At 45.7% G+C, this 22,577-nt stretch carries 17 protein-coding genes; 15 read left to right on the forward strand and 2 right to left on the reverse strand.

The genetic code is table 11. The features are described 5' to 3' along the window. The first annotated feature begins 81 nt into the window (after window positions 1–81). The 7 genes from MKX68_RS11500 to MKX68_RS11530 all read left to right on the forward strand — a co-directional run bounded on the left by MKX68_RS11500 (window position 82) and on the right by MKX68_RS11530 (window position 4,816). Window positions 82–1,377, forward strand: a complete 1,296-nt coding sequence (locus MKX68_RS11500) for a WXG100 family type VII secretion target (protein ID WP_340911591.1) — start codon at window positions 82–84, stop codon at window positions 1,375–1,377. Window position 1,378: 1 nt separating this feature from the next. Further along, the gene (locus MKX68_RS11505; RefSeq protein ID WP_340911594.1) at window positions 1,379–1,867 is read left to right on the forward strand and encodes a hypothetical protein; all 489 of its coding nucleotides are present in this window, start codon (window positions 1,379–1,381) and stop codon (window positions 1,865–1,867) included. A gap of 55 nt (window positions 1,868–1,922) precedes the next feature. Next, window positions 1,923–2,390: a hypothetical protein gene (locus MKX68_RS11510; protein WP_340911596.1), complete on the forward strand. Its 468-nt coding sequence runs from the start codon at window positions 1,923–1,925 to the stop codon at window positions 2,388–2,390. Window positions 2,391–2,866: 476 nt separating this feature from the next. Continuing rightward, window positions 2,867–3,271 (forward strand): hypothetical protein, encoded by a 405-nt coding sequence (locus tag MKX68_RS11515; RefSeq protein ID WP_340911599.1) that lies wholly within the window; start codon window positions 2,867–2,869, stop codon window positions 3,269–3,271. 118 nt (window positions 3,272–3,389) lie between these two features. Then, complete coding sequence (locus MKX68_RS11520; protein WP_339787613.1) at window positions 3,390–3,869, forward strand: hypothetical protein; 480 nt, start codon at window positions 3,390–3,392, stop codon at window positions 3,867–3,869. Window positions 3,870–3,903: 34 nt separating this feature from the next. Beyond that, window positions 3,904–4,233, forward strand: coding sequence for a hypothetical protein (locus MKX68_RS11525; protein WP_340911602.1), 330 nt, complete (start codon window positions 3,904–3,906; stop codon window positions 4,231–4,233). 37 nt (window positions 4,234–4,270) lie between these two features. Further along, complete coding sequence (locus tag MKX68_RS11530) at window positions 4,271–4,816, forward strand: hypothetical protein (protein ID WP_340911605.1); 546 nt, start codon at window positions 4,271–4,273, stop codon at window positions 4,814–4,816. Between the two features lie 95 nt (window positions 4,817–4,911). Here the strand turns inward: MKX68_RS11530 and MKX68_RS11535 are convergent, their stop codons facing one another. Beyond that, window positions 4,912–5,337 carry a hypothetical protein gene (locus MKX68_RS11535; RefSeq protein WP_340911608.1) on the reverse strand — a complete coding sequence of 142 codons (426 nt, stop codon included), beginning with the start codon at window positions 5,335–5,337 and terminating at the stop codon, window positions 4,912–4,914. Window positions 5,338–5,708: 371 nt separating this feature from the next. Here MKX68_RS11535 and nikA point away from each other — a divergent pair, with 371 nt between their 5' ends. The 6 genes from nikA to MKX68_RS11565 all read left to right on the forward strand — a co-directional run bounded on the left by nikA (window position 5,709) and on the right by MKX68_RS11565 (window position 12,712). Next, window positions 5,709–7,259, forward strand: coding sequence for a nickel ABC transporter substrate-binding protein (nikA, locus tag MKX68_RS11540; protein WP_340911610.1), 1,551 nt, complete (start codon window positions 5,709–5,711; stop codon window positions 7,257–7,259). Beyond that, window positions 7,259–8,206, forward strand: a complete 948-nt coding sequence (nikB, locus tag MKX68_RS11545) for a nickel ABC transporter permease (RefSeq protein ID WP_017691506.1) — start codon at window positions 7,259–7,261, stop codon at window positions 8,204–8,206. The genes nikA and nikB overlap by 1 nt, the downstream gene beginning before the upstream one ends. Further along, entirely contained in the window at window positions 8,203–9,057 is an 855-nt protein-coding gene (nikC, locus tag MKX68_RS11550) for a nickel transporter permease (protein WP_340911614.1), read from the forward strand. Before nikB ends, nikC begins: the two co-directional genes overlap by 4 nt. Then, window positions 9,054–9,854 (forward strand): ABC transporter ATP-binding protein, encoded by an 801-nt coding sequence (locus MKX68_RS11555; protein ID WP_340911618.1) that lies wholly within the window; start codon window positions 9,054–9,056, stop codon window positions 9,852–9,854. The genes nikC and MKX68_RS11555 overlap by 4 nt, the downstream gene beginning before the upstream one ends. Beyond that, window positions 9,851–10,828, forward strand: coding sequence for an ABC transporter ATP-binding protein (locus tag MKX68_RS11560; RefSeq protein WP_340911620.1), 978 nt, complete (start codon window positions 9,851–9,853; stop codon window positions 10,826–10,828). Before MKX68_RS11555 ends, MKX68_RS11560 begins: the two co-directional genes overlap by 4 nt. Before the next feature lie 378 nt (window positions 10,829–11,206). Beyond that, the gene (locus MKX68_RS11565; protein WP_340911623.1) at window positions 11,207–12,712 is read left to right on the forward strand and encodes a malate:quinone oxidoreductase; all 1,506 of its coding nucleotides are present in this window, start codon (window positions 11,207–11,209) and stop codon (window positions 12,710–12,712) included. A gap of 240 nt (window positions 12,713–12,952) precedes the next feature. Here the strand turns inward: MKX68_RS11565 and MKX68_RS11570 are convergent, their stop codons facing one another. Beyond that, entirely contained in the window at window positions 12,953–16,042 is a 3,090-nt protein-coding gene (locus tag MKX68_RS11570) for a hybrid sensor histidine kinase/response regulator (RefSeq protein WP_340911626.1), read from the reverse strand. Between the two features lie 178 nt (window positions 16,043–16,220). Between MKX68_RS11570 and MKX68_RS11575 the strand changes: the two genes are divergently transcribed. Beyond that, a complete protein-coding gene (locus MKX68_RS11575) occupies window positions 16,221–17,357 on the forward strand; it encodes a response regulator (RefSeq protein WP_340911628.1) in 1,137 nt (378 codons plus the stop codon). Between the two features lie 216 nt (window positions 17,358–17,573). After that, window positions 17,574–22,505: an S-layer homology domain-containing protein gene (locus MKX68_RS11580; protein ID WP_340911630.1), complete on the forward strand. Its 4,932-nt coding sequence runs from the start codon at window positions 17,574–17,576 to the stop codon at window positions 22,503–22,505. The last annotated feature ends 72 nt before the right edge of the window (window positions 22,506–22,577 follow it).

Here is a 22,577-nt window from a genome sequence, read left to right on the forward strand (position 1 = left end):
ATCAGGATGTTAGCCGGATAGTTTACATATTACACTTCTGCTAACATAGGATAATCCTATTTCAAATGAGCGGAGAAACGTATGAGTACAATCAAAGTTACCCCTGAACAACTACATCACGTATCAAATCAGGTGGATCAAGCCAGACAACAGTTGGAGAGTATACGAAGTGATCTGACGAGACAGATCATGTTCGTTCAGATGATGTGGATGGGCGCGACGCAGGAGCGATTTTACTATGAGTTCGAGCAGTCACGACCTATACTGGATAAAGCGCTGGAGAGTATGGTGAATACATCCAAGGAATTGAAGGATATCGCCACGCGTTTCCAAGATGCAGATGCTCAGAAGGGAAGTCTGGGTGGTGCATTTGGAGCAGTGGGCGCCGTAGCTATGATGACCAAATCAACAGGTGATTCAGGTTCGGGTGATAAGGGCTATCGGATGGCGCAAATCAATATGTTTGGTAAATTGGTATGGATGCCTGTCAACGAGAATGGTGTTGCTGATCAGGCTGCTCTTCAGGCTTATCAGAGGGATCAGGGAAATGTGGACTTTAATCGCATGCAAGCTGTGAACGTTGAACCGCCTGGGGAAGATATTTTTGCGTTACAGATCAAGGCGTTTGAGATGGGGATTCATCCTACGACGGGAGAGCCTGTATCCGATAAGTATGCTCAGATGATGGTGACCTCTCTGAAGTTTAGTCAGATATTTATGGCGATTCAGATAGTTCGTGGGAGTATGCCAGGTGGTAAAGGGCCGTTTCGATTGCCTTCTTCTAATCCTGCTGTGGCGAAGATTAAGCAACATATTGAGGCTGCTAAGGCGAAGAATGGTAAGGCGCAGACTGTTACTCTTGGGAATGCAGAAAAGATTAAAAATAATGGAACTTTAGTTAAGGAAAAGAGTAAAACAACGTACACTAACCTTGCCGGGGCTGAGCTCACATGGGTAGATCAACATCCAAAGAATATTAATCGGGATGTTGATAACTTTCTGGGTAGCTCCAACATTGGTAAAGCAACCGAAGCAAAGGTTGCAAATTTTGTAAGAGACGAAACAGAAATTGTTGGATTTGGACTAAAAGTATTAAAAAAGGATGGTCAAGCTGCCGGAGATTTAGATGTTGTTACAAAAGATGTGATAATTGAAGTGAAGGCTTCCATTAAAGCTGTAGACTCTGAGCAATTTTTGAAAATGACTCAGCGCGATCATCCTGATTTTTTCAATCCTGAAAACAAAAAGGTTGTCCTATATATCGATAAACCCTTGAATAATCTAAGAGATGAACATGAGAGCATGTTGAAAGATATTAAGTCTTATGGCGTTACCGTCGTCAATTCGTTGGACAAATTAAAGGAGGTAATAAAATAAAATGGGAACCACTGCATTTTTCTTAACGGAGCGTGAAAAGTATACGCCAGAGAAGTTTTTATCTGACACTATGATTGCAGCGTTTAACTCTGACAACCGGATTATTTTTGATAATCATAAAAATCTTGAAAATGGAAAATTCTCTTCTACAACGTTGAACATACTGGCTCATTCCTACAACAGCGACGAGAATAATCATCAATTCATTATGTATGTGAAGGCGAAGGAAAATAAGAGTGTAATATTCAGTGACTATGAAGATCTTGATTTGGATCCGGATCACGAACTCATTCGAGTAGGTACAATAGAAGAGGTGTTTGGAGCAGAAGGGGTCATTCTTCGTTTTGTTTATGAATACCTGAATCTTAATAGATCCGACTATTTTTGGGTGTCTGATTACGATTGGGTCTACACTTGGGAAGACATACAAAAGATATATTCAAAGCCTTATGACTCTGATTGGTGCTATAAAGATCCTAATATGATTTGAAGAATTGTAACCTAGATTCCGTCTACTTTTTTATATGGTTCCCGGAGGGAATAGTATGGAATTAGCATTGTACCTATTTTATAAAAAAGACACGAAAAAATTAGCTGAATTATTGTTGAGTTCTCTAAAAGATTTTTCTCAGGAGACTCATATGAAATCGAGGGACGATTATTACACGATAACCAATCCTAACTTCTCATTTATCGTACAAGACGATGATGAATTAGTGAGTTTTACGAGAGAAGAGTTGAATTTAAATATTAATTATTGTATCAATATTTCCGTTTTCTCACGCTCACCCGAAGAAGGATTACAAGTCATATTCCAAGCGATTATTACTCTAACAGACAAATTAGATGAGGATATTGCATTGACAGATAGCGAATCTGGCGTGATCTTTCTGCGGTCTGACGGTCAACTTGTCATTAACTCGCATTGCAGAGAGAACCCTGATATCTATGATTGGCCTTATGATTTACTTGATGGGAACTTTATTGAGAAGGACATGGCAGGATTGATTTAAGAAGCTGGGAGCTCACTTTCAAAAGGAGATCTTCACAATTCGAACGGGATGATGTATAGAATCGGTCAGAGTACATTTTTTATTAAACCGGTTTCTTAGGGAGAATGTTCTTTAAAGTTTGGAAGAAATTGATAGTAAGTCATATACTACGAGGTAATTTAATGGCTAAAACACAACATAGTAAATGGCTGAGGTTAGTAGGTAAGGAAGAAAATAAATATGAACTAAACTGCCCAAATTGTGGACATTCCAATATACACTTTCAGTATGTCGGGGATATACGGTCAAGAATAGGGTTTTTAGATATATGGTGCTATTCTTGTATTCATGGGATTCATATCTCCCGGACCAAGATTCCTGAAGGTGTAGATATGATCTCGTTTGAAGAGGAAGATGAGTATTATAAGCGAGTACCTAAGTTGATTCTGGTAGAGCGAGGGTAATGCTCTTTATAAGCGTTGGAGAGTTGATGAACTGTGAAAGAAGTAAAAGTTAATGACGTTTTTTATGTGGGGTACGAGGGGCAACCGGAGATATTAATTTTATTTGAGAACCCTACCCAAAAGAATGTTCTAAAGATGTGGAATGGATACTTTGATACATTATTGGATCTTATGTGCCAGTATGAGTCTACTGACAATGGTATTCTACAAGAATACTATGCCCATGAAGGTTGGTATGAGGAGAGTCCATGGGAAATACAGGACCTTGATTCAGCTATTCATTTATTTAAGTCCTTCAATGTGAGTAAAGTAACTGGTGAGCAAATAGAGAATGTTAAAAATATTGTTCCTACTCTCCCAGAAGTAGCACATCAGATATCAACATTTTTAGAACTAGGAAAAGCAAACGGTTGCAGCGTGTATATTGAATACGACTGATTGAGATTAAAGAACATACTTTAAAACGATAACGCAGTTGCCAGGGCTGCGTTATTTAGTCGTTACCGTGTACGTAACTCTAAATAGGTTTAATAGTTAATCGAGAGGAGAGCAACACATGGGGCAGCTACTAACCAAAGCTATTGAACGTTTATCGTCTATTTCATTTGAGGACACAGAAGATAGCTCACTAGAATCTTCTTCTCATGTTTTGATTAAAGAATACCTTAGACGCGTTAATCAATTATTAAACGAGATGCATACTTCAATAAATCAATATCCCCTACTTAGTTTTGCTAAAATTCTTGGAAAAGCTATAGATGAAGAGGTATATCGAGCTTGTTCAAAGCTGGACACACTAGGAAATCCTTATGTAAAGGTAATTTGCTACGGTTATTTAGAAGTCTCCGAATTAGCAGATCAAGGAGTGGATGAGGCAATTCAATACATAGACCTCTACGAACCGATGATAAAATTCTTTGAACGAGGTGGGAGTTTCACCATAAGACAAGGCGAAATGGTTGTAGGTAGTTCAGCTTATCCTCTTAATTATTGGAGACATTTAAATATTTCAGTACAAGATATTAGCGACATCTAATAGGATCATGTGGATCAAACTGGGGGGGATACTATTGTCAGTAGGTCTATATAGATATAACGGGGATATAGAAGATCGGAATTGTGAACTTACACTCAGTGAGAATATTGCTACTCAGGAATTTTACGATGAGTACTGGGAGGCAGCAATACATGAATTAGGAATAGCCCTGATTCGGGATGGATCTAAAATATATTTTCACCAATTAGAAGCTGCTGTAGTTGAGTTAAAACGATTAAGTGAGTGGGCAAAGGAACATTTAAACGGAAGTGGGTTAGATTATATGACGGGTAGAATTGAAAATTTACTTGATATATTACCTAGCGCATTTATTAGTGAAACTACAATTCTGTATATATTCTGAGGTTAGTAGCGACTACAGAGCGGGGAGTGCCCTGATTATGTTCACTTTATCTTTCAAGGCTATCGATAACTTTGATGAAATTAAACAAATGTCTGCAAAGCAGTTTGATCTAACGAAACAAGATATCGAGGGAATTATTGAATTGGACTTTAACGGAAGTAAGTACGGTATGTTCTTTGACGATTGTCCATTTGGTAATGAAAGACTGATTAGATGGTTTGTGGACTTACTGACTATAGTCCAGAAGATTAGAATACATCAATATGTTGCTTATCGAATTCCTGATAGCGCTAATTTGTGGCTGGAGTTTAAACAGCAGGGAGTGGAACTACAAGTTAGTTTAGTAGAAGATGTTGATCGGGAAGTTATTCTGGACTTATTTATTACTGAACGACTTGAGGAATTTAGATACTCAACTTGGAATGATGTTAATGTAAGTGTGGCTTCCTTTACAGATGAAATTATGAAAAATGCGCATAAGTTTCTGGATTTTGTTACTGAATTGAACCCTGACATACTGCAGAGTACGAGTATTCAACTACTTCAGGAAAAGTTAACCGATGTAAAGCGACTGACCTCATAGAGAACCTACTTTGCTAAAAATGTTGATTACGAAGGATAAATTTATATCAAACTTTTCAGCATGTAATCATTCTGAATACAGGCTATATGACACTCTTATTCTATGGCATCATAAAGTTCCGACATTCGGTCAGCCAATTCCAACTGTGGCTGCATTCGCTGATGATTCATATCGGTAGGTGTCATGTACAACACTTCTTTTCCCTGCTCAAACATCGTGACATGGAACAAAACCCCTGCTGCACCTTCTTGGTCTGGATCAATTATAATTTCTAAATCGCGAACCTTTTCAATCCATTCCTGAATCAGTACTTGATCTGTAGTTACTTTTTTAGTACCATCACTGCCACTCATCACTTCAATAGAATCAACCTGTGTAATATCGCCAGGATAGAAGGTGTGTAACTCCTTCGGTACTTTACTTACTCCGACTTGATCGGGCTGATTAGAACTTTGGCAGCCGCTAAGAATCAGGACCATAACTGTAGCAAACATTAAGGCGATAAGTGAATATCTTCTCATCGTACTCCCCCTCTTTAGTCCCTAAACGAATTTTGCATTTGAAATGTTCCGCATAAACTCTATTTTGTTTAATCCTTAAAGTACATCGAGGTTACTGGTCACATATGCTGGAAGTCTACGAAACTGGGTTGTAACTCTTCGAGGAATCTTGCATGGTTCTACCTGTAAACAATCCCGGATCGCAAAGTGAAATGCCCACTAATAAAGCCCTCATATGTAACAAAAAACATGAAGAATCCGCTCTCATCCGAGAGTCGGATTTTTTCTCGTTCTAACACCAATATAACTCTTGTCAAAACGTAATCATTACGATATGATAATACTCATTGTTTAGATCATAATGATTACGATTAAGAGAGAGGGGCATTACCTTGAATAAAAAGACGCCACTGCTAGCGCTGTTCTCCTTGGCCTTGAGCGCTGGACTGTTGAGCGCCTGCGGATCATCTGAGTCCAGTCCCGCTGCGCAGCCATCCACCGATAATAAAAATGTTCACTTCCTATATAACTTCTCCACGAGTTCGCTAGATCCACATGTGGATTCTAGCTATGTGCCGCTGCGCGCGGGCATTACGGAAACGCTGGTTCGTCTCGATGAAGAGAACTTGACGGTTGCTCCATGGCTCGCCGAGAGCTGGGAGAGCGAAGACGGGCAGCATTGGACGATCGACCTGCGAGATGATGTGACCTTCCAGAACGGCAAGCCTATGACAGGTGAATCCGTTAAGGCATCCCTTGAGCGGGCACTGGAAGAGAATGTAGCCATCCAGAACGCGCTGAAGATCGATACGATTGAAGCCGAAGGCGACAAGCTGGAGATCACCACAACTCAGCCGTTCCCGGAGTTCGCTTCGGAACTGGTGAACCCCAACACGGCGATTATCGACGTGAGTGAGCCGGACATTGTGAACAAGCCTATTGGTACGGGCCCGTTCAAGCTGACTTCTTTTACCCCAGGTAGCAAACTGGAACTGGATCGCTATGATGAATACTGGGATGGAGCATCGCCTCTGGATTCCATCACGTTCTCATTCAATGAAGATGCCAATGCCCGCACACTAGCGCTCAAATCTGGGCAGGTTGATATCGTATACCGTCCAGAAGTCGAGAGCCTCGAATCGCTCAAAGCGATGGACGGCATGACCGTTGAGTCCACATCGACATTCCGCGTGCATCAGCTAACGATGAACATGCAGCGGGAGAGTATGAAGGACCTCAATGTTCGTCGTGCGCTGGACGCGCTGATTGACCGTCAGGGTATCGTGGACACGATCCTGCTCGGCTACGGTGAAGCTGCTATCGGACCGTTCCTGCCATCGCTGCCCTTCGCGCCAACCTATACGGATACAGCAACGGAATCCGGAGCTGATGTCGCTGTAAAATATCTTGGCGAAGCAGGGTACACGCAGCAAAACGGCGTGATGACCAAGGATGGCAAACCATTGCAGCTGACGCTGCTGACATATTCAGCCCGTGCTGATCTGCCACTGATTGCTCAAGTGTTCCAATCTGATGCGAAGAAAATTGGTATCGACGTGCAGATTCGCCAGATTGACACGCCGGAAGATTATATGGCATCCAACCGTGACTGGGATATTGCAACGTACAGTAATTTGACAGCTCCTCGTGGGGATGCAGGCTATTACCTGAATGCAACGTACCATCCGAAGGGTGCTCTTAACTTCAGCGGATCGGAAGATCCGGAGTTGACCAAGATCATCGACGAACTGAATCTCACAGTTGCACCGGAGAAGCGCGCAGAGCTTGCTGAGAAGGCAGCCAACTACGTGCATGACAACGTGCTGAACTCATTCGTGCTGCATCCAGGTACAATCGTTGCCTATAACGGCAAGAAGATCAAGAACTGGGTTACCACTCGCAGTGAATATTACATGATTACCAATAAGCTGGATGTGATGTAATGTTTCGCATTTTGCTTCGGAAGTTCCTTGAGGTATTTATCTTTTTGTTGTTCATTATGTTTGTGAGCTTCCTGTTCATTCGTCTGGCTCCTGGTGATCCGGTGCTGACGATCCTGAACGTGGACGAACTATCCGTTAGTCAGGAGCAGGTCGAAGCTGTACGCGAGGAAATGGGCTTCAACGATTCGCTTCCTGTCCAGTTTGGCAACTGGTTGCTTGATTTCGTTCGGCTCGACTTCGGCGTATCCTATTCGACAGGTCAGCCCGTTATGCAGACCTTAATGCGTGCGCTGCCAGCTACGGCTGAACTGACGATTGGCGCTCTACTGGTCATGCTCGTCATAGCGATCCCGCTCGGCTCGCTATCAGCGCTCCATCGTGGTAGTTGGATTGACCGCGGCAGCCGCATACTCTCCATTGTGGGTGCGGCGGTGCCGAGCTTCTGGCTGGGTCTGATCCTGATCGACATGTTCGGCGTACGCTTTGGCAATCTGCCGACCATGGGCCGGGATGGATTCACCTCACTTATTCTGCCATCTCTGACGCTGGGACTTGCTATCTCCAGCGTTTATGTGCGTCTTTTGCGTTCCAGCCTGCTAGATTCTCTTAGCCAGGAGTTCGTTCGGTCCGCCCGGGCAAGAGGGTTATCCGAAGGTCGGATCTTCATGCTACACGCGTTTCGGCATAGTCTTCCGCCTGTCATTACGGTATTTGGCGTCAGTCTCGGCAGCCTGATTGGCGGAGTTGTCGTGATTGAAGTGTTGTTCGCTTATCCGGGTATTGGCAAGCTTGTCGTCGACGCCATCCGCCAGCGTGATTATCCACTGATCCAGGGTTACATCCTGATCATGGCTATCGTGGTATTCCTCGTGAATACGGCGGTGGATCTATCTTATCGTTATTTGAATCCTGAAATGAAACTTAAGGAAAAGGAGGCCCACCGATGAAAACCATGCCCCTGCCCATTTCAACGACAAAATCTAAAAAACATAGCTGGCAGGCGATCATTGGTCTGCTGTTTGCCCTGCTGGTCATCGCGGCCTCCTTATATGCCTTTTTATACTTGAAGCATGATCATACCTTAACCGATCTGCGCGGACGATTGCAGGGCGCAAGTGCTCTCCATCCGTTCGGCACCGACCACCTGGGCCGCGATGTACTGACACGTCTGCTGCTTGGCGGCGGCCAAACACTGGGTTATAGCTTGCTGGCACTCGGTGCTGCATTGCTTATCGGTATTCCGTTTGGACTGATCGCGGGTTACAAACGTGGCTGGGTCGATAAGCTGTTCATGCGGATTGCTGATGCTTTTCTCGCTTTCCCTGATACAATCGTCGCAATTGTGCTCAGTGGCTTGCTCGGCGCGGGAATCGGCAATCTGGTATTGGCGATTGTAATTGTAAAGTGGGTTAGCTATGCCCGTCTTGTTCGGAGTACGGTTTTATCGGAGTCCCAAAAGGATTACATTCGCATCGCCCGGACCAACGGACTTTCGGATGGTCGCATTATGAGAAAGCATCTACTTCCGCATATCGCAGGCCATGTGCTCGTGTTAGCCAGTCTTGATCTGGGCAAAATCATTCTACTCATCTCATCATTGTCCTACATCGGCCTTGGCGCACAGCCGCCAACACCTGAATGGGGGGCGATGTTGAATGATTCCCGGCCTTACTTCCAATCTCGGCCAGAGCTGATGATCTACCCTGGTCTCGCCATTGTCTCTGTAGTATTGCTTGCCAACATGCTGGGCGACTATCTGCGAGACCGGTTTGACGTGAAGAAGGAGGTGCAGCCATGATTCTCTCCATTGAGGAACTGAGCATCTCCAGTCGGGATCGTACGATTGTAGATCAAGTCTCTCTGGCTGTTCGCGAAGGTGAATTCATGGCACTCGTTGGACAGAGCGGTAGCGGCAAAAGCTTGCTCTCGCAAGCGATTGGTCGTCTGCTGCCGCCCAACCTGCATGCGTCGGGACGAGTCATGTTCGAAGGCAGCAACCTGCTCGAACGGAAACCAAAGGAGATGCGCGCCCTGCGGGGAAGCCTCATCTCGTATATTTTTCAAGACTATCAGGGAGCATTTACGCCATTTCGCAGCATTGGTGGGCACTTTGATGAATACCAGAAGGTTCATGGGGAAAAGTCTTCTGCCATCCGCAAGAAACGAGCGGAGGAAGCGCTGGAATCGGTTGGCCTTGGTGCTGAATTGCTGCGCCGCTATCCTTTCCAGTTGAGCGGTGGGCAGCTTCAGCGGGCCTCGATTGCCACATCGCTGATGCTGTCTCCTCGTTTGTTAATCGCAGACGAGGCAACGACGGCACTGGACAGTGTGTCTGGGCATCGCGTGTTGGAACTGCTGGCACGCAAACAAGCGGAGACGGGATGTGCCATTCTGTTTATAACACACGACTGGCGCCATGTACGCCGCTATGCCAACCGTTTGGCTGTCATGAAGGAAGGGCAGATCGTCGAATCTGGTGGGAAGCATCGCATACTTGACCATCCCCAGCATGAATATACGCGCCAGTTGATTGATGCGGCTCCCGTCCTGAGCCGATCGCTGAAGTCGGGATTGAAGGAGGCAGGAACCGAATGAAGACAACTGCAAATGATGAACGTCGTGGACTCGTGCAGTCCGAAGAAGAATCTGGTGTGCGAAGCCACGATTTTGCTAACGACGTAAACCATGTAGACATAGACAATGCAGTCATAGATCCTGCGGATACAGATACTACGGATAGAGGTATAGATGCTGATTTAGATACCGCTGCTGCAAAGACTGCTTCATCGTCCAGCCTCTCCGGCAACCCCGTGCTTCACGTGGAACATCTGAGCCGAACGTATGCAGGTGCAGACCGACCGGCGGTGAACGATATTTCCTTCACCCTGAACCGCGGCGAGTGCCTTGGCCTGGTTGGTGAGAGTGGGTGCGGCAAGAGTACGCTCGCCCGCTGTCTGCTACGGATTGAAGATGCAGATAAGGGCTCGATTACACTGGGCGGACAGGATATCGCGCAGCTGAGCGGCCGACGGTTGCGACCTCATCTCCGGAAGATTCAGATTGTTTTCCAGAACCCCATGGCTGCACTGAATCCAAAACTCAAGATTGCCGATTCGCTAATCGACCCGTACGAACAACTTGGACGGAACGCTGAGCTGTCCCACTTTACCTACACATCGAAGGAGGCATACGTCCAAAAGCTGCTTGAAGCGGTCGAGCTTCCAAGCGATTTGGCTGGACGATACCCCCATGAGCTAAGTGGTGGACAGCGTCAGCGCGTCACGATTGCACGTGCCATTGGCATTGAGCCGGACGTTGTCGTTCTGGATGAACCGACAGCCAGCCTGGACGTGATCTCGCAAGGTGCAGTTCTGCAATTACTTACGGATCTCCGCACATCACTTGGTCTTTCATACGTGTTCATCTCGCATGACTTGGCCGCGGTACATCGCACGAGCCAGCGCATCATCGTTATGCGCGAAGGTCAGATCGTTGACCGCTTTGGCGCAGATGCGTTGTTCGCTGAAGAACGCCATCCGTATACGAAGGAACTGATTTCAATTTTCTGAGTACTCCCGGAGACGCCGGGGGTGGTAATTGTTAATTTATATATGAAGCCGCCTTACGAAGAGATTCGAAAGCGGCTTTTAGTGCATCCATTTGATCACCCAAGTTCCCCTAAAACCGGGCTCCTTTCTTTGTTTTGAACAAATATATCTTTCAGGCCTATAACCGGGCTAACGTTCCGATGTAAACTAGCGTATACTGATGGAATAGCAAATATCTTGAAATTGCATATTTAAATTGCTCTATATTATTGATACACTAGATCAAGGTTATAATCATTCAGAGAAGGTGCAACCCCGTTCAAGAATGGGCTTGCTGCAAATGCCAAATCGATAACGCTTACATCCTTTTGGCAAATATAGGATATAAGGACGGTAGACATGAGCCAGGGACAAACGAGTACAGATGTTATCTTGATTGGTGCCGGAATTATGAGTGCAACTTTGGGAACTTTGCTAAAAGAATTGGCACCAGACTGGAATATTAAGGTTTTCGAAAAGCTAGCCACTGCAGGAGAGGAAAGCTCCAACGAATGGAATAATGCCGGAACCGGGCATGCTGCATTGTGCGAACTTAACTATACCGTTGAACGACCAGACGGAACCGTGGATATTAGCAAAGCGATTAAAGTGAATGAACAATTTCAGATCTCAAAGCAATTTTGGTCCTATCTCGTTAATAGCCGTCTGATTCGTAATCCGCGGGATTTCATTATGCCGATTCCTCATTTGAGTTATGTGCACGGAGAGAGTAATGTCCAGTTTCTGAAAAGACGCTATGACTCCTTGTCGAATCACCCGCTGTTCGCAGGCATGGAATTCTCGGATGACAAGAAAGAGCTGGCGAAATGGATGCCGCTGATGATGAAAGATCGTACCAGTAATGAACCTGTTGCAGCGACCAAAATTGACTCCGGTACGGACGTTAACTTTGGTGCTTTAACGCGTATGCTGATCCAACATTTGAAGGAACAACACGTGGGTATCCACTACGAACATAGCGTGAAGAATATGAAACGTACCAGCGATGGACAATGGGAATTAACCGTGAAAAACCTGAAGAGTGGTGCAGTCGAACGCCATAAGGCAAAATTTGTCTTCATTGGCGCGGGCGGTGGAAGTCTACATTTGCTCCAGAAGACGGGCATTCCGGAAGGTAAACATATCGGCGGATTCCCGGTCAGTGGCATCTTTATGGTGTGCAAAAATCCAAAAGTCGTGGAACAGCATCATGCCAAAGTATATGGCAAGGCTTCGGTAGGAGCTCCGCCGATGTCGGTTCCACATTTGGATACCCGTTTTATCGACAATAAAAAATCACTGCTGTTCGGGCCGTTTGCCGGGTTCTCGCCGAAGTTCCTGAAGACGGGTTCCAATGCCGACTTAATCACGTCTGTTAAGATGCATAATCTGCTTACGATGCTCGCAGCAGGTGTCAAAGAAATCTCTTTGACCAAGTACTTGATCCAACAACTGATGTTATCCAAAGAACAACGTATGGCAGAATTGCGTGACTTTGTTCCGGGTGCGAAGAGCGAGGATTGGGATATGGTTCTGGCGGGGCAGCGTGTGCAGGTCATCAAGGATACTGTCCAGGGTGGCAAAGGAACGCTCCAATTTGGTACGGAAGTGGTCACGTCTGCAGATGGAACAATTGCGGCTTTGTTAGGTGCATCACCAGGTGCATCCACCGCGGTTCAGGTCATGCTTGAGATTCTTCAGCGGTGCTTCCCGCAGCATATGGAGGCATGGGAGCCAAAGATCAAGGAAATGATTCCTTCTTATGGCATATCACTTGTGGAGAACCTGGATCTTCTCAAAGAGGTTCATTCTTCAACAGCCAAGGCGCTGGGGTTATCGGATGAAAAACATGTCATGCACGTATAACCATTAGCTTATCGTGTTAGATAATAATCAAGCCAAAGAAGAGAGCTAAGCCGGGGCGACACCCGTGCCTAGCTCTCTTTTTTAGGTTTATTTCGTATATCAGAACTTGATCGTGAGCTTGAATTTGGAATTGAACATGAACATGTCCGCTACCATCGCGTTCCTCTAGACCTTACACCTAAGCATCTGGATACGGATCGTACAATATGCCGCTGTAGAGTCATAGAGCGATCTTATCGCTCAGAATCTTGTGCTGCGGTCCAAAGGGATGACAAAGGAAACTTTCGTGCCTTGACCCGGCGAGCTGACGATGGTCAAACCTTGTCCGTACATCTGGGTTAACCGGCGATGTGTATTGGTTAATCCAATACCTCCCGTTCCGCCGGAACCTTTCTTGGGCCACGCCAGTGCCCGTTCGATCTGCTCGGGCTGCATCCCAACACCGTCATCCTCGATTTCGATCAAGGTACCGTTGGTTTGGTTGATGATTCGGATATGCACGGTTCCACCCTCAACTTTGCTGAGAATACCATGTCGAACAGCATTCTCAATGAGCGGTTGAATGGTGAGTGGCGGCAGGGATAGATCAAGATCATCGGGAATATCCCAGATGACATTCAACCGATGCATGAATCGTTCTTTCTCAATGTAGAGATAGGCGCGGGAGAGATCCAACTCATGAGTGACCTCAACCATTTTCTCCGAATTGACAAAATGAAAGCTGGTCTGAAGATACTCGATAAAAGCATCGCCCAGTTTCTGCATTCGCTCCGTGTCCATCTCACTAAGAACCATGATTGAATTGAGCGTATTAAAAAGAAAATGGGGCTGAATCTGTGCTTGTAAGTAAGCAGCCTCCATGCGTAGTCGCTCATCAATGGATTGTTTCAGTACGATCAGAGACCCGATGCGATGCCTTAATTCAACGGCATCCACGGGCTTGGTGACATAGTCCGTTGCACCGGCCATGAATCCGGCGTACACATCAGCTGGTTCGTTACGAGCCGTCAGCAACAGGATGGGAAGCTCGGATACCGAATAACGCTTGCGTACGTTCTCGGTCAGTTCATAACCGGACATATGAGGCATCATGACATCGGCAATCAGTAAGTCCCAAGGCTCCTTATCCAGCAATTCAAGTGCTTCAAGCGCCGAGGCTGCAGGTTGAATGTGGTATGGTTCATTCGCAAGCATGGAGATCAGTACTCGCAGGTTTACAGGATCATCATCGACGGCAAGAATTCTTGCAGCAGTCTTATCTTGAGAGATGGTCTGCTGCTGTGGCTCTGCAATCGCAATTTCATCGAAGCTGTGAGCTTCCCATTTCTGCTCAGTCTGATCCAATAGCGATGCGGTATCGGACCGTGGAAGCGAGATTTGGAAGGTGGATCCTTGCCCAGGTAAGGATTGCACGCTGAGCTGACCGCCATGGAGTTCGGTGAGCTGCCTGCTAATATTGAGACCGAGGCCGATTCCTCCGCTTAAACGAGCCTCTTGGGTTCCCTGTTCATACGCCTCGAATATTCGCTGTTGTATCTCCTCACTTATACCAACACCTGTATCTGAAACTTGAATCAAGACGTACTCTCCATGTTCACGAACGGACACGGTAATGGTACCCTCATCGGTAAATTTCAGTGCATTATGCAACAGGTTGTAGAGCACCTGAACAAGTCTTCTCTCATCGGCCTGAATCAACGGCAGTGATTCTGGAATATCCACCTGCATAAGGATGGGCTTGCCCTCTGCCATGAATCGGAACATACCGATCACGCCTGGAATGACAGATGCAAGAGATAAAGGCTTCTTCTGGAGCGTAATGCGTTTTTCCTTCAAACGAATGACATCCAGGAGGTCATCAACCAGTTGGGACATGCGTCGGCCGATGGTAACTAACAGTTTCATGTCTTCTGCCTGCTGCCCACCTGATTTACGCCGTTCACGGACCGCGATGCTCTCGGCGATATTGATGATCCCGTGCAGCGGTGTACGCAACTCATGAGCCGTATTCACAAGAAACTGATCCTTCTGGCGATCCTCTTCTTTGAGCTGTTCGTACAACTTCTCGATCTCACTTGAATTGCGGAAGTATTTTCTGAACCAATAGGCGGAGAAGCCAAACATGGCCGCAATCACATCGATCGGATAATACACGTTGGTAATTTCGCTATGTGAGTTCACAATTCCCCATAACACGCTTGATAGGCTACTAGTAGCCGCAAAGAGCAAAAAGCTTGCGTCGCTTCGTTTCTCGGCTGCCATTCGGAAGAATAGGTAGACAGACCAGCCGATGGCAAACAGATAAAGGAAATCAGAGAGCCCAATCTCAAGTACATGATAGATCAGAGTCACTGGTGCGACGAGCAAAAATAAACAGTAAACGCCAAGCACGCTGGCATAGATACGGAACAGTTTACGCCCTTGTAGACTATAGGAGAAGCTTCTAGCCATCTGTAAAAGAAAGAATGCGAACAATGGATAGGACAACGCTTTGGCCTTAACGATCCAAGTGAAGTTGAGTGGAATCCAACTCAATAACAGATTGTCATGATCGGAAGCGACCGTTAGAGCAGCTACCAGTGTTAGCATCGAGAACGTCAGCAGAGCTCGTTCCTTTCGGATAAACAGAAACATGACAAAAGCGTATAGGCTGTGCAAAAGCAGTATGGCGAATGTAATCTTTTGCAAGTCGATGGATAGTCCTCGTTCACTTCCAATGGCTTCTGGAGAACCAAAATAGAGAGAGCGCGTGATCCCTCCGCTATAAGGATCGTCAAAATTGGCTGTCTGCACCAAAAGATTGAGTTCGGTAGAACCCTCAAGCACATAGGAAGTCGTAAATGCAGTCCTTTCTGGTCGATAGGCTTCGGCATGAGTGGCAGGTTGGCCGAATTCGGCAACAATGGTCCCGTTCATCTCGATGATCGATGATGTCTGGATTTTCTGGCCCCAGAGAGAGACTTCCTCCACAGATGGATCTAAAAGTATACGAAGACGGTACGTTCCGTATCCGAACGACGATGAGGATTGTGGTAATGCATTACGCCAGTCACCGGGAACTTGAATCCGTGTGGATAGGTTATCCGCTATTTTCGCGTCACGATTAGAGATTAACGCTTGGGGATAAAACTCCCATTCTCCGTCCAGGGATATGGGTGAAGTGTTGGCGAGGTCCCAGCCTCGAAGGTCCAACACGCCTTCAATGGGTTCAGGATGTGCGGGTATAGTGAAAGTCTCGGACCATATCCAGCGAAAGCCAAGTAGAATAGTTAGAAATAGAATCGACAGCACTACATATCGGGGTATCTTTTTATAGGTTATTGGTTTCATGGCAGACTTTAGTTTTCGACAGTTTACTTCAAATTCCTGCATGCCCTCCTGCCAAAGATGAACATTTTTTTGAATACCGGAACATAGATTCTATATTTAAATGATAGCGGTACCACATCAGGATTTATGGTAAAATTATAGATTAAAGGATGATCAGTGAGCCAGAGGAGTTGTGCATATGAGAGTGATTTTGGTAGATGATGAATATCTCGCTCTGAGCAGGTTGAACAAACTGTTGCAAGAGAGAGAGGATTGCGAAGTTATCGGCTCTTTTCTGACGGCACAGGAAGCCATAGATCAGATCGAACTTCATCTGCCGGAAATCGTCTTCATGGACGTTCAAATGCCGGGGATGAACGGGATTGAGGCGACCGAACGTATCCATGAGGTTTCTCCTGGAACAGAAGTTATTTTCACAACCGCATATAACGAACATGCACTGACGGCCTATGGGCTTGAAGTGCTGGACTATATTATGAAGCCTGTAACGCGTGACCGTTTGGAAAAAACGATGAAGATGTATCAACGCCGAACGGTGTCAGCAAGTCTGAATATAGCAGAAGGGCCATCCATGTTGATCCGTTGTCTGGGGATGCTCCAGGTCCAACTGCACCCGAACGAGCCGCCAAAACATATGAAGTTCAGAACAACCAAAATTAGAGAGTTATTCGCCTATTTGCTCCACCATCGGAACAAACCGATTAAGCGGGATACGCTACTTGAACTGTTGTGGCCAGAGTTGGATGAGCGGAGAGGTATATCCAATCTGCACAGTGGCATCCATCGCTTACGCAGCATGATGAACGAATTCATGGGCGAGGACAAGATGGTCATTCGTTATCAGCAGTTTGGTTATCTATTGGAAACGGGTGAATTCAGGATTGACGCGGAAGAATGGGAGAGTCGTCTTAATCGATTGTCTCTATTATCTTCGTCTTCAATAGCTGAACATCGGCAGACCTCAGATCAATATGAAGGTAAATATTACGGTGAGGACGATTACGTATGGGCTGAGCTGGAACGTCAGCGCCTGCATGCCCTTTGGCGTAACCATGCCATGCAACTTGCACAATATTACATTGAACTGGGACAGAACACGGAAGCACTCACGTTATATCACCGGGTACAGCAATTCGAGCCATCATTGGAGCAAGTTGGACTGGCGTTAATGAAGACTTATGATCGATTAGGCAATAAAGATCCTGTGATCGCTCAATATAATCAGTTGGTTACTGCATTAGAACAAGAGGCGGGCATACGTCCTGGCTTGGAAGTGGAATTGTGGTACCAGCAATGGAAAAATTCGAATATTTGATTTAAAAAAACAGCCTTGCAGCTTCATTTGCAGGGCTGTTTTTTTGTTGTATTTGTTAGCGAAAGGTTTGGTAAGAGTTTGGTAAGGGGCTATGTGTAGAATAAGCAAGATGAGTGTCAGATAGCAACTGGGGCTTAGAAGAAGTAGAGTTTTTGCGTTAATGCTTGTCCCAGTAAATGACCAAAACATTCGAATCACATAGGAGGTTAAGTTAATTTGAAAGTATTTAAGGCAATGAAAATATCATTTTTGGCTTTTGCGGTTCTATTGTCATCAATATCGTCGCTGTTTGCTCCTGTAGCAAGCGCAGCTGATGGAAATATCTACGTATCATCGACGGGAAATGATATCGTTGGCACTGGTATGGCAGAAGCGCCAGTGGCAACAATAGAAAAGGCACTTGAAATGGTCGATGCTACAGGAACTATAATCCTGCAAAGTAACATCATCCAGGAGTCCACCTTGGTTATCTCTTCTGCTGGGAAGAATATTACGATAACCTCTGCAGAGGGGCAAACATCCTCCATTGTACGTGGTGAGAATTTCGTTGCTGGCGACTTGGTCCAGATCAGTGGTGGGAGCAGATCGAATAGTGTAACTTTTGAGAAGATCATTATAGATGGCAATGATGTAAGTACAAACGGCCAGATATATGGGATTAGTAATATGGGCGGTACAGTGAATTTTAAAGAGGCTGAAATTAGAAATCACATCGTAAAAGCGAGCGCTAGTCAGCCTGCAACCGTTATATCCACTAGCGGAGGTAATTCATTGGTTGTCATACAAGAGGGCACCATGATTCATGGCAACAAGGTTTCAGGAAATGTAAAAGATAACCCTCCTTCGATACTAAGTGCTGGTTCAGGAGGTTCCTTGGTCATTCAGGATGGTTTGATTACAGATAATGAAATTTCAGGAGGAAATGGAGTCATCGTTGGGGTGGGACTATATCAAAGTCCTAACTTCAGGATGACAGGAGGCAAGATAACGGGAAACAAACTGTTCGGAACTGAACTGAGTGAAGGCGAAACAATAGGAAATGTTGCTGTATTCATGCGCGGGACTGCGAGTCAAGCTCGATTCGATTTTGGTGGCACAGCCTATGTATACGATAATTTCAATGCCGATGGGGATCAGCGTAATGTATATCTGAAGAATACGACAGCTACTGGTAGTGCTTATCTGACGCTAGTTAGTCCTATGCAATTGGGATCGAAGGTTGGAGTATATGCCAAGATTATGCCCGATGAAGATACGAATCCGGTTGTCGATATTGCTATAGGTAGAGCCCCATATCAAGCAGTGCAAGAAGACCAGACATTCTTTGTATCAGATATTAATACGACGGCAGCGGTTGCATATGATAATCAAGCTAACAAGGTTATTTTGACATACCGAATGCCAGTCAATCTGGAACTGGATACTCCCCTGGATCTTTCTACTGTGGGTACCAAGCCTACTTTGAAAGGTTCAGTTACAGCTGGGGCCGTGGTAACCATTACAATGGTAAACAAATCCGACCCAGCTAAAAACATAGTCGGGGAAGCTACAGTCAATCCAGACGGGACATGGGAATTCACGCCTTCCTCTATGTTGCCTCCTGGAGAATATACATTGAGGGTTACAGCAACGAATAACGGGATCTCTGCTGAACCCGTACGCAGGGATATCACTGTAGTAGATAAGTCAGTTGGAGGCACAGCTGGTCCAGGTGGAGTTGGTACCCCTACACTATGGCTACGATCAGATATGGGCATGGAAGTTACCAGCGGCCAAAAGGTGAGTACCTGGGAAGATCAAGGCAGTAAAGTAAATAACGCAACACAAAATGTGGCCGCTAATCAACCGACGTATTGGGATGATAAGGACCATAATATTAACTTCAATCCGGTATTGGAATATAACGGAACGAGTAGTTTTATGAATCTGGATGTAAGTAAGCTTCCTCAAGGGAAGAGCCCCAGATCGATCATTACCATTAGTAAAACCAATAGAACTGAAGGCATCAAGTATATCATTTCCTGGGGAGTCCAGACGAGTGGTTATACGGGTATAGGGATGCTTCAAAATGGCACAAGAGCCGGCTTGACCACATTTAACAGTGACAGGAACCAGACATTATACACTCCTGACGGGTTCCTGGGAACAACGTTCCCGAACGAGCAATTTGTTACTTGGACAGGCGGGGACACTAGTATAAACCAAGCTAGATTGTACAGCAAAATGAAGATAGTGCAGGAACTGGGTGCAGGTGGATATGGACAGGATGTTCCCAAGTCCTGGGATACCGGCAACTCTGGTGGAGCAGTAGTCGGTAAGCTTATTCCAGCAACTGCGAGTGTTGAACATTGGCAGGGTACGATTGAAGAAATTATCGTATATGATCATACTCTTACGGACGAAGAACGCCAAAAAGTCAGCACATATCTGGCGATAAAATACGGGTATACGCTGGATCAGACGACAGCCAATTCGTATGTCGATTCAAACATGGCTACGATCTGGGATTCAAATGAGAACGCAGTCTATACCCATCGCGTTACAAGCATCGGTCGAGATGATCAGAGCGGCTTGCTGCAGAAACAAGCGAAGGCGCAGGAAGTGGGATCCACGATAACGATCGCATTAGGCAACAGTGTCGAGGATACAAATTCTGCAAATGAAAATGAATTCTCAAACAATTCTTCTTTCTTTACGTTTGGTGACAATGGAGCAAGTACTGAATTCAAAACACCGATTACGAAAGATGAGAAAAAACTGCTTGGGATGGAGCGTATCTACAAGGTACAGAAAGCAAACTGGGCTGAATCACAGATTACACTTCAGGTAGACGGAACGGAAGGTAACCCGGCGTTGCCTCAATATGTTGTGATCAGCGATGATACTCAATTTGGTAATCCAAACTCATTACATTTAATTGAGAACGGCCAAGTAACCCTTAATACCTCAAATTTTGGTCCGAACTCGTACTTTACCATTGCAACTGCCGCCGCTCCTTTGACGGCGCCAGACATCACACTCATCGATGATGAGTTGAAATGGGAAGCAGTTGAGCATGCAGATAAATATGAAGTAACAATCGAACTGGAAGACGGCACGAAACGGACAGTGGAGGTGCCTGGAACGGTACTTAACCTTTCGCAATTGGAACCGTCACTGGAAGCTGGAGCCTACACGGTGACAGTAACAGCGAAGACGAACAATCCAGCATATGCAGATTCAGAAGCATCAAATACGAAAAGTTATGTTGTTGGTATCGATAAGGCGAAGTTGAAAGCCAAAATTGATGAGATTAACGGTAAGACTGAAACAGGAGAACTGGACAAAGAGGAGTACACGCCAGAATCATGGCAAACGCTGCAAAATGCGTTAGAAGTTGCTCAATCTGTGTTCGACGACGAAAATGCAACACTGGAACAAGTGGAAAAAGCGTATCAGGATTTGGTGAATGCCCGGGAAGGTCTTACTAAAAAGCCTGGTACTGACACATCAACACTACAAACGTTGATCCCGTCTACAGGAAGCTTGTCTCCGGCCTTTGATCCGGCTAAAGATACGTACACCATCTCAGTGCCGAATAGCGTATATGAATTCCAGTTAACGCCAACAGCACTTGATCCACTTGCGATGATTGAAATAGCTGTTGGAGATGGAGAATGGAATGAGGTTACAAGTGGTAGTGTAAGTGAAAATCTACCTGTCCAAGTGGGTGGAAATAAGATCGTTGTTAGAGTAACAGATTCACTTGGCCATGTTACAGAATATAAAATTAACGTAAACAGAGCATCCAGTGACAATGGTAACAACAGTGGAGGCAACAATGGCGGTGGTGGAAATACAGGAGGTAACGGTGGAAGCACACCAGCACCTACACCTGCGCCAACTCCGGCACCCGTGAAGGATAATTTGGAAACAACTCGGGATGGTAGCCATCAACCATTTGCTACATCCAAACCATCTGACAACAAAGAAACGTTGGTTCAAGTTGATCCAGCCAAGCTGAATGTTGCCATGTCACAAGGCACAGGACAGCAGTTCGCCATTCATTCACCGAATGATGGGAATATGAAGGTGGACGGTTTAACCCTCGAAACACTGAAACAATTAGTAGATCAAGGTTCCAGACTGAACATTAGCAATCCGCTGGCGATCTATCCGGTACCTGGCGGTAAAATGGACCTGAATGGTGTCTCCAAACAGCTAGGCAATGTAGCAATGAAAGATGTTGCTGTACGAGTCGACATTGCCCGCTCATCGGACATTTTGATCAACAGTGCCAAAAGCAAGGCTGCAATCGAAGGGTACGAGCTGTTAGTGAATCCGGTCGATCTGGATCTCACCTTCTCGAAAGATGGACAAACGGTTCGATCCGGGCAACTGAACGGATACGCGCCGAAATACATCGCGCTTCCGGAAGGCATCGACCCGAACCGGATTACAACAGGCGTGATCATTAACTCGGACGGCAGCATCTTCCATGTGCCAACGGTTGTTACCAAGATCGATAGTCGTTACTATGCACTCATTAATGACTTGCGTAGCAGCGGAAGTTACTCGGTCATCTGGAATCCACAGGACTTTGAAGATGCCAGATCTCATTGGGGTAAAATCGATGTGAACAACATCGCTGCGAGATTAGATCTGAAAGGTAACGGAGATAATACGTTCTCACCTAACCGTCAGGTTACCCGCTCTGAGTTTGCCGAGATTGTTGTACTTGGACTGGGCTTAATGCGTCAGGATGCACCACAGAATTTATTCCCTGATGTTAACGATTCGGCATGGTTCCGCTCTGCGGTAGCCCTTGCGAATGAATTCGGTATCGTTCGCGGTTACGATAATGGCAACTTCTACGGTAATCAGGAAATTACACGCGAGCAGGGATTTGCAATGGTTGCTCGTGCGTATCGTCTGATCGAACCGGAAGCGGTAATCAGCCCGGATCAGATGAACTCTGAACTGGAACGTTACAGTGATGCAGCGAATGTATCGAATTGGGCGAAGGAAGATGTAGCCCAGTTGATTGCAGCGGGGATCATCCAAGGTAACGGGCCAGAAGTTCTGAGTCCGAAGGCAACGATGACCCGTGCTGAGGTCACTGCATTGATTGCAAGAATGTTGAAAGTAACAAACTTGATTGATCAATAAACACAATCTAAAATGAAAAGCCTTTGCTGACATTGGGGGTCGGCAAAGGCTTTTTCATATTTTAATTTAAGT

The organism is Paenibacillus sp. FSL M8-0212 (genome assembly GCF_038004645.1).
Classification (GTDB): domain Bacteria; phylum Bacillota; class Bacilli; order Paenibacillales; family Paenibacillaceae; genus Paenibacillus.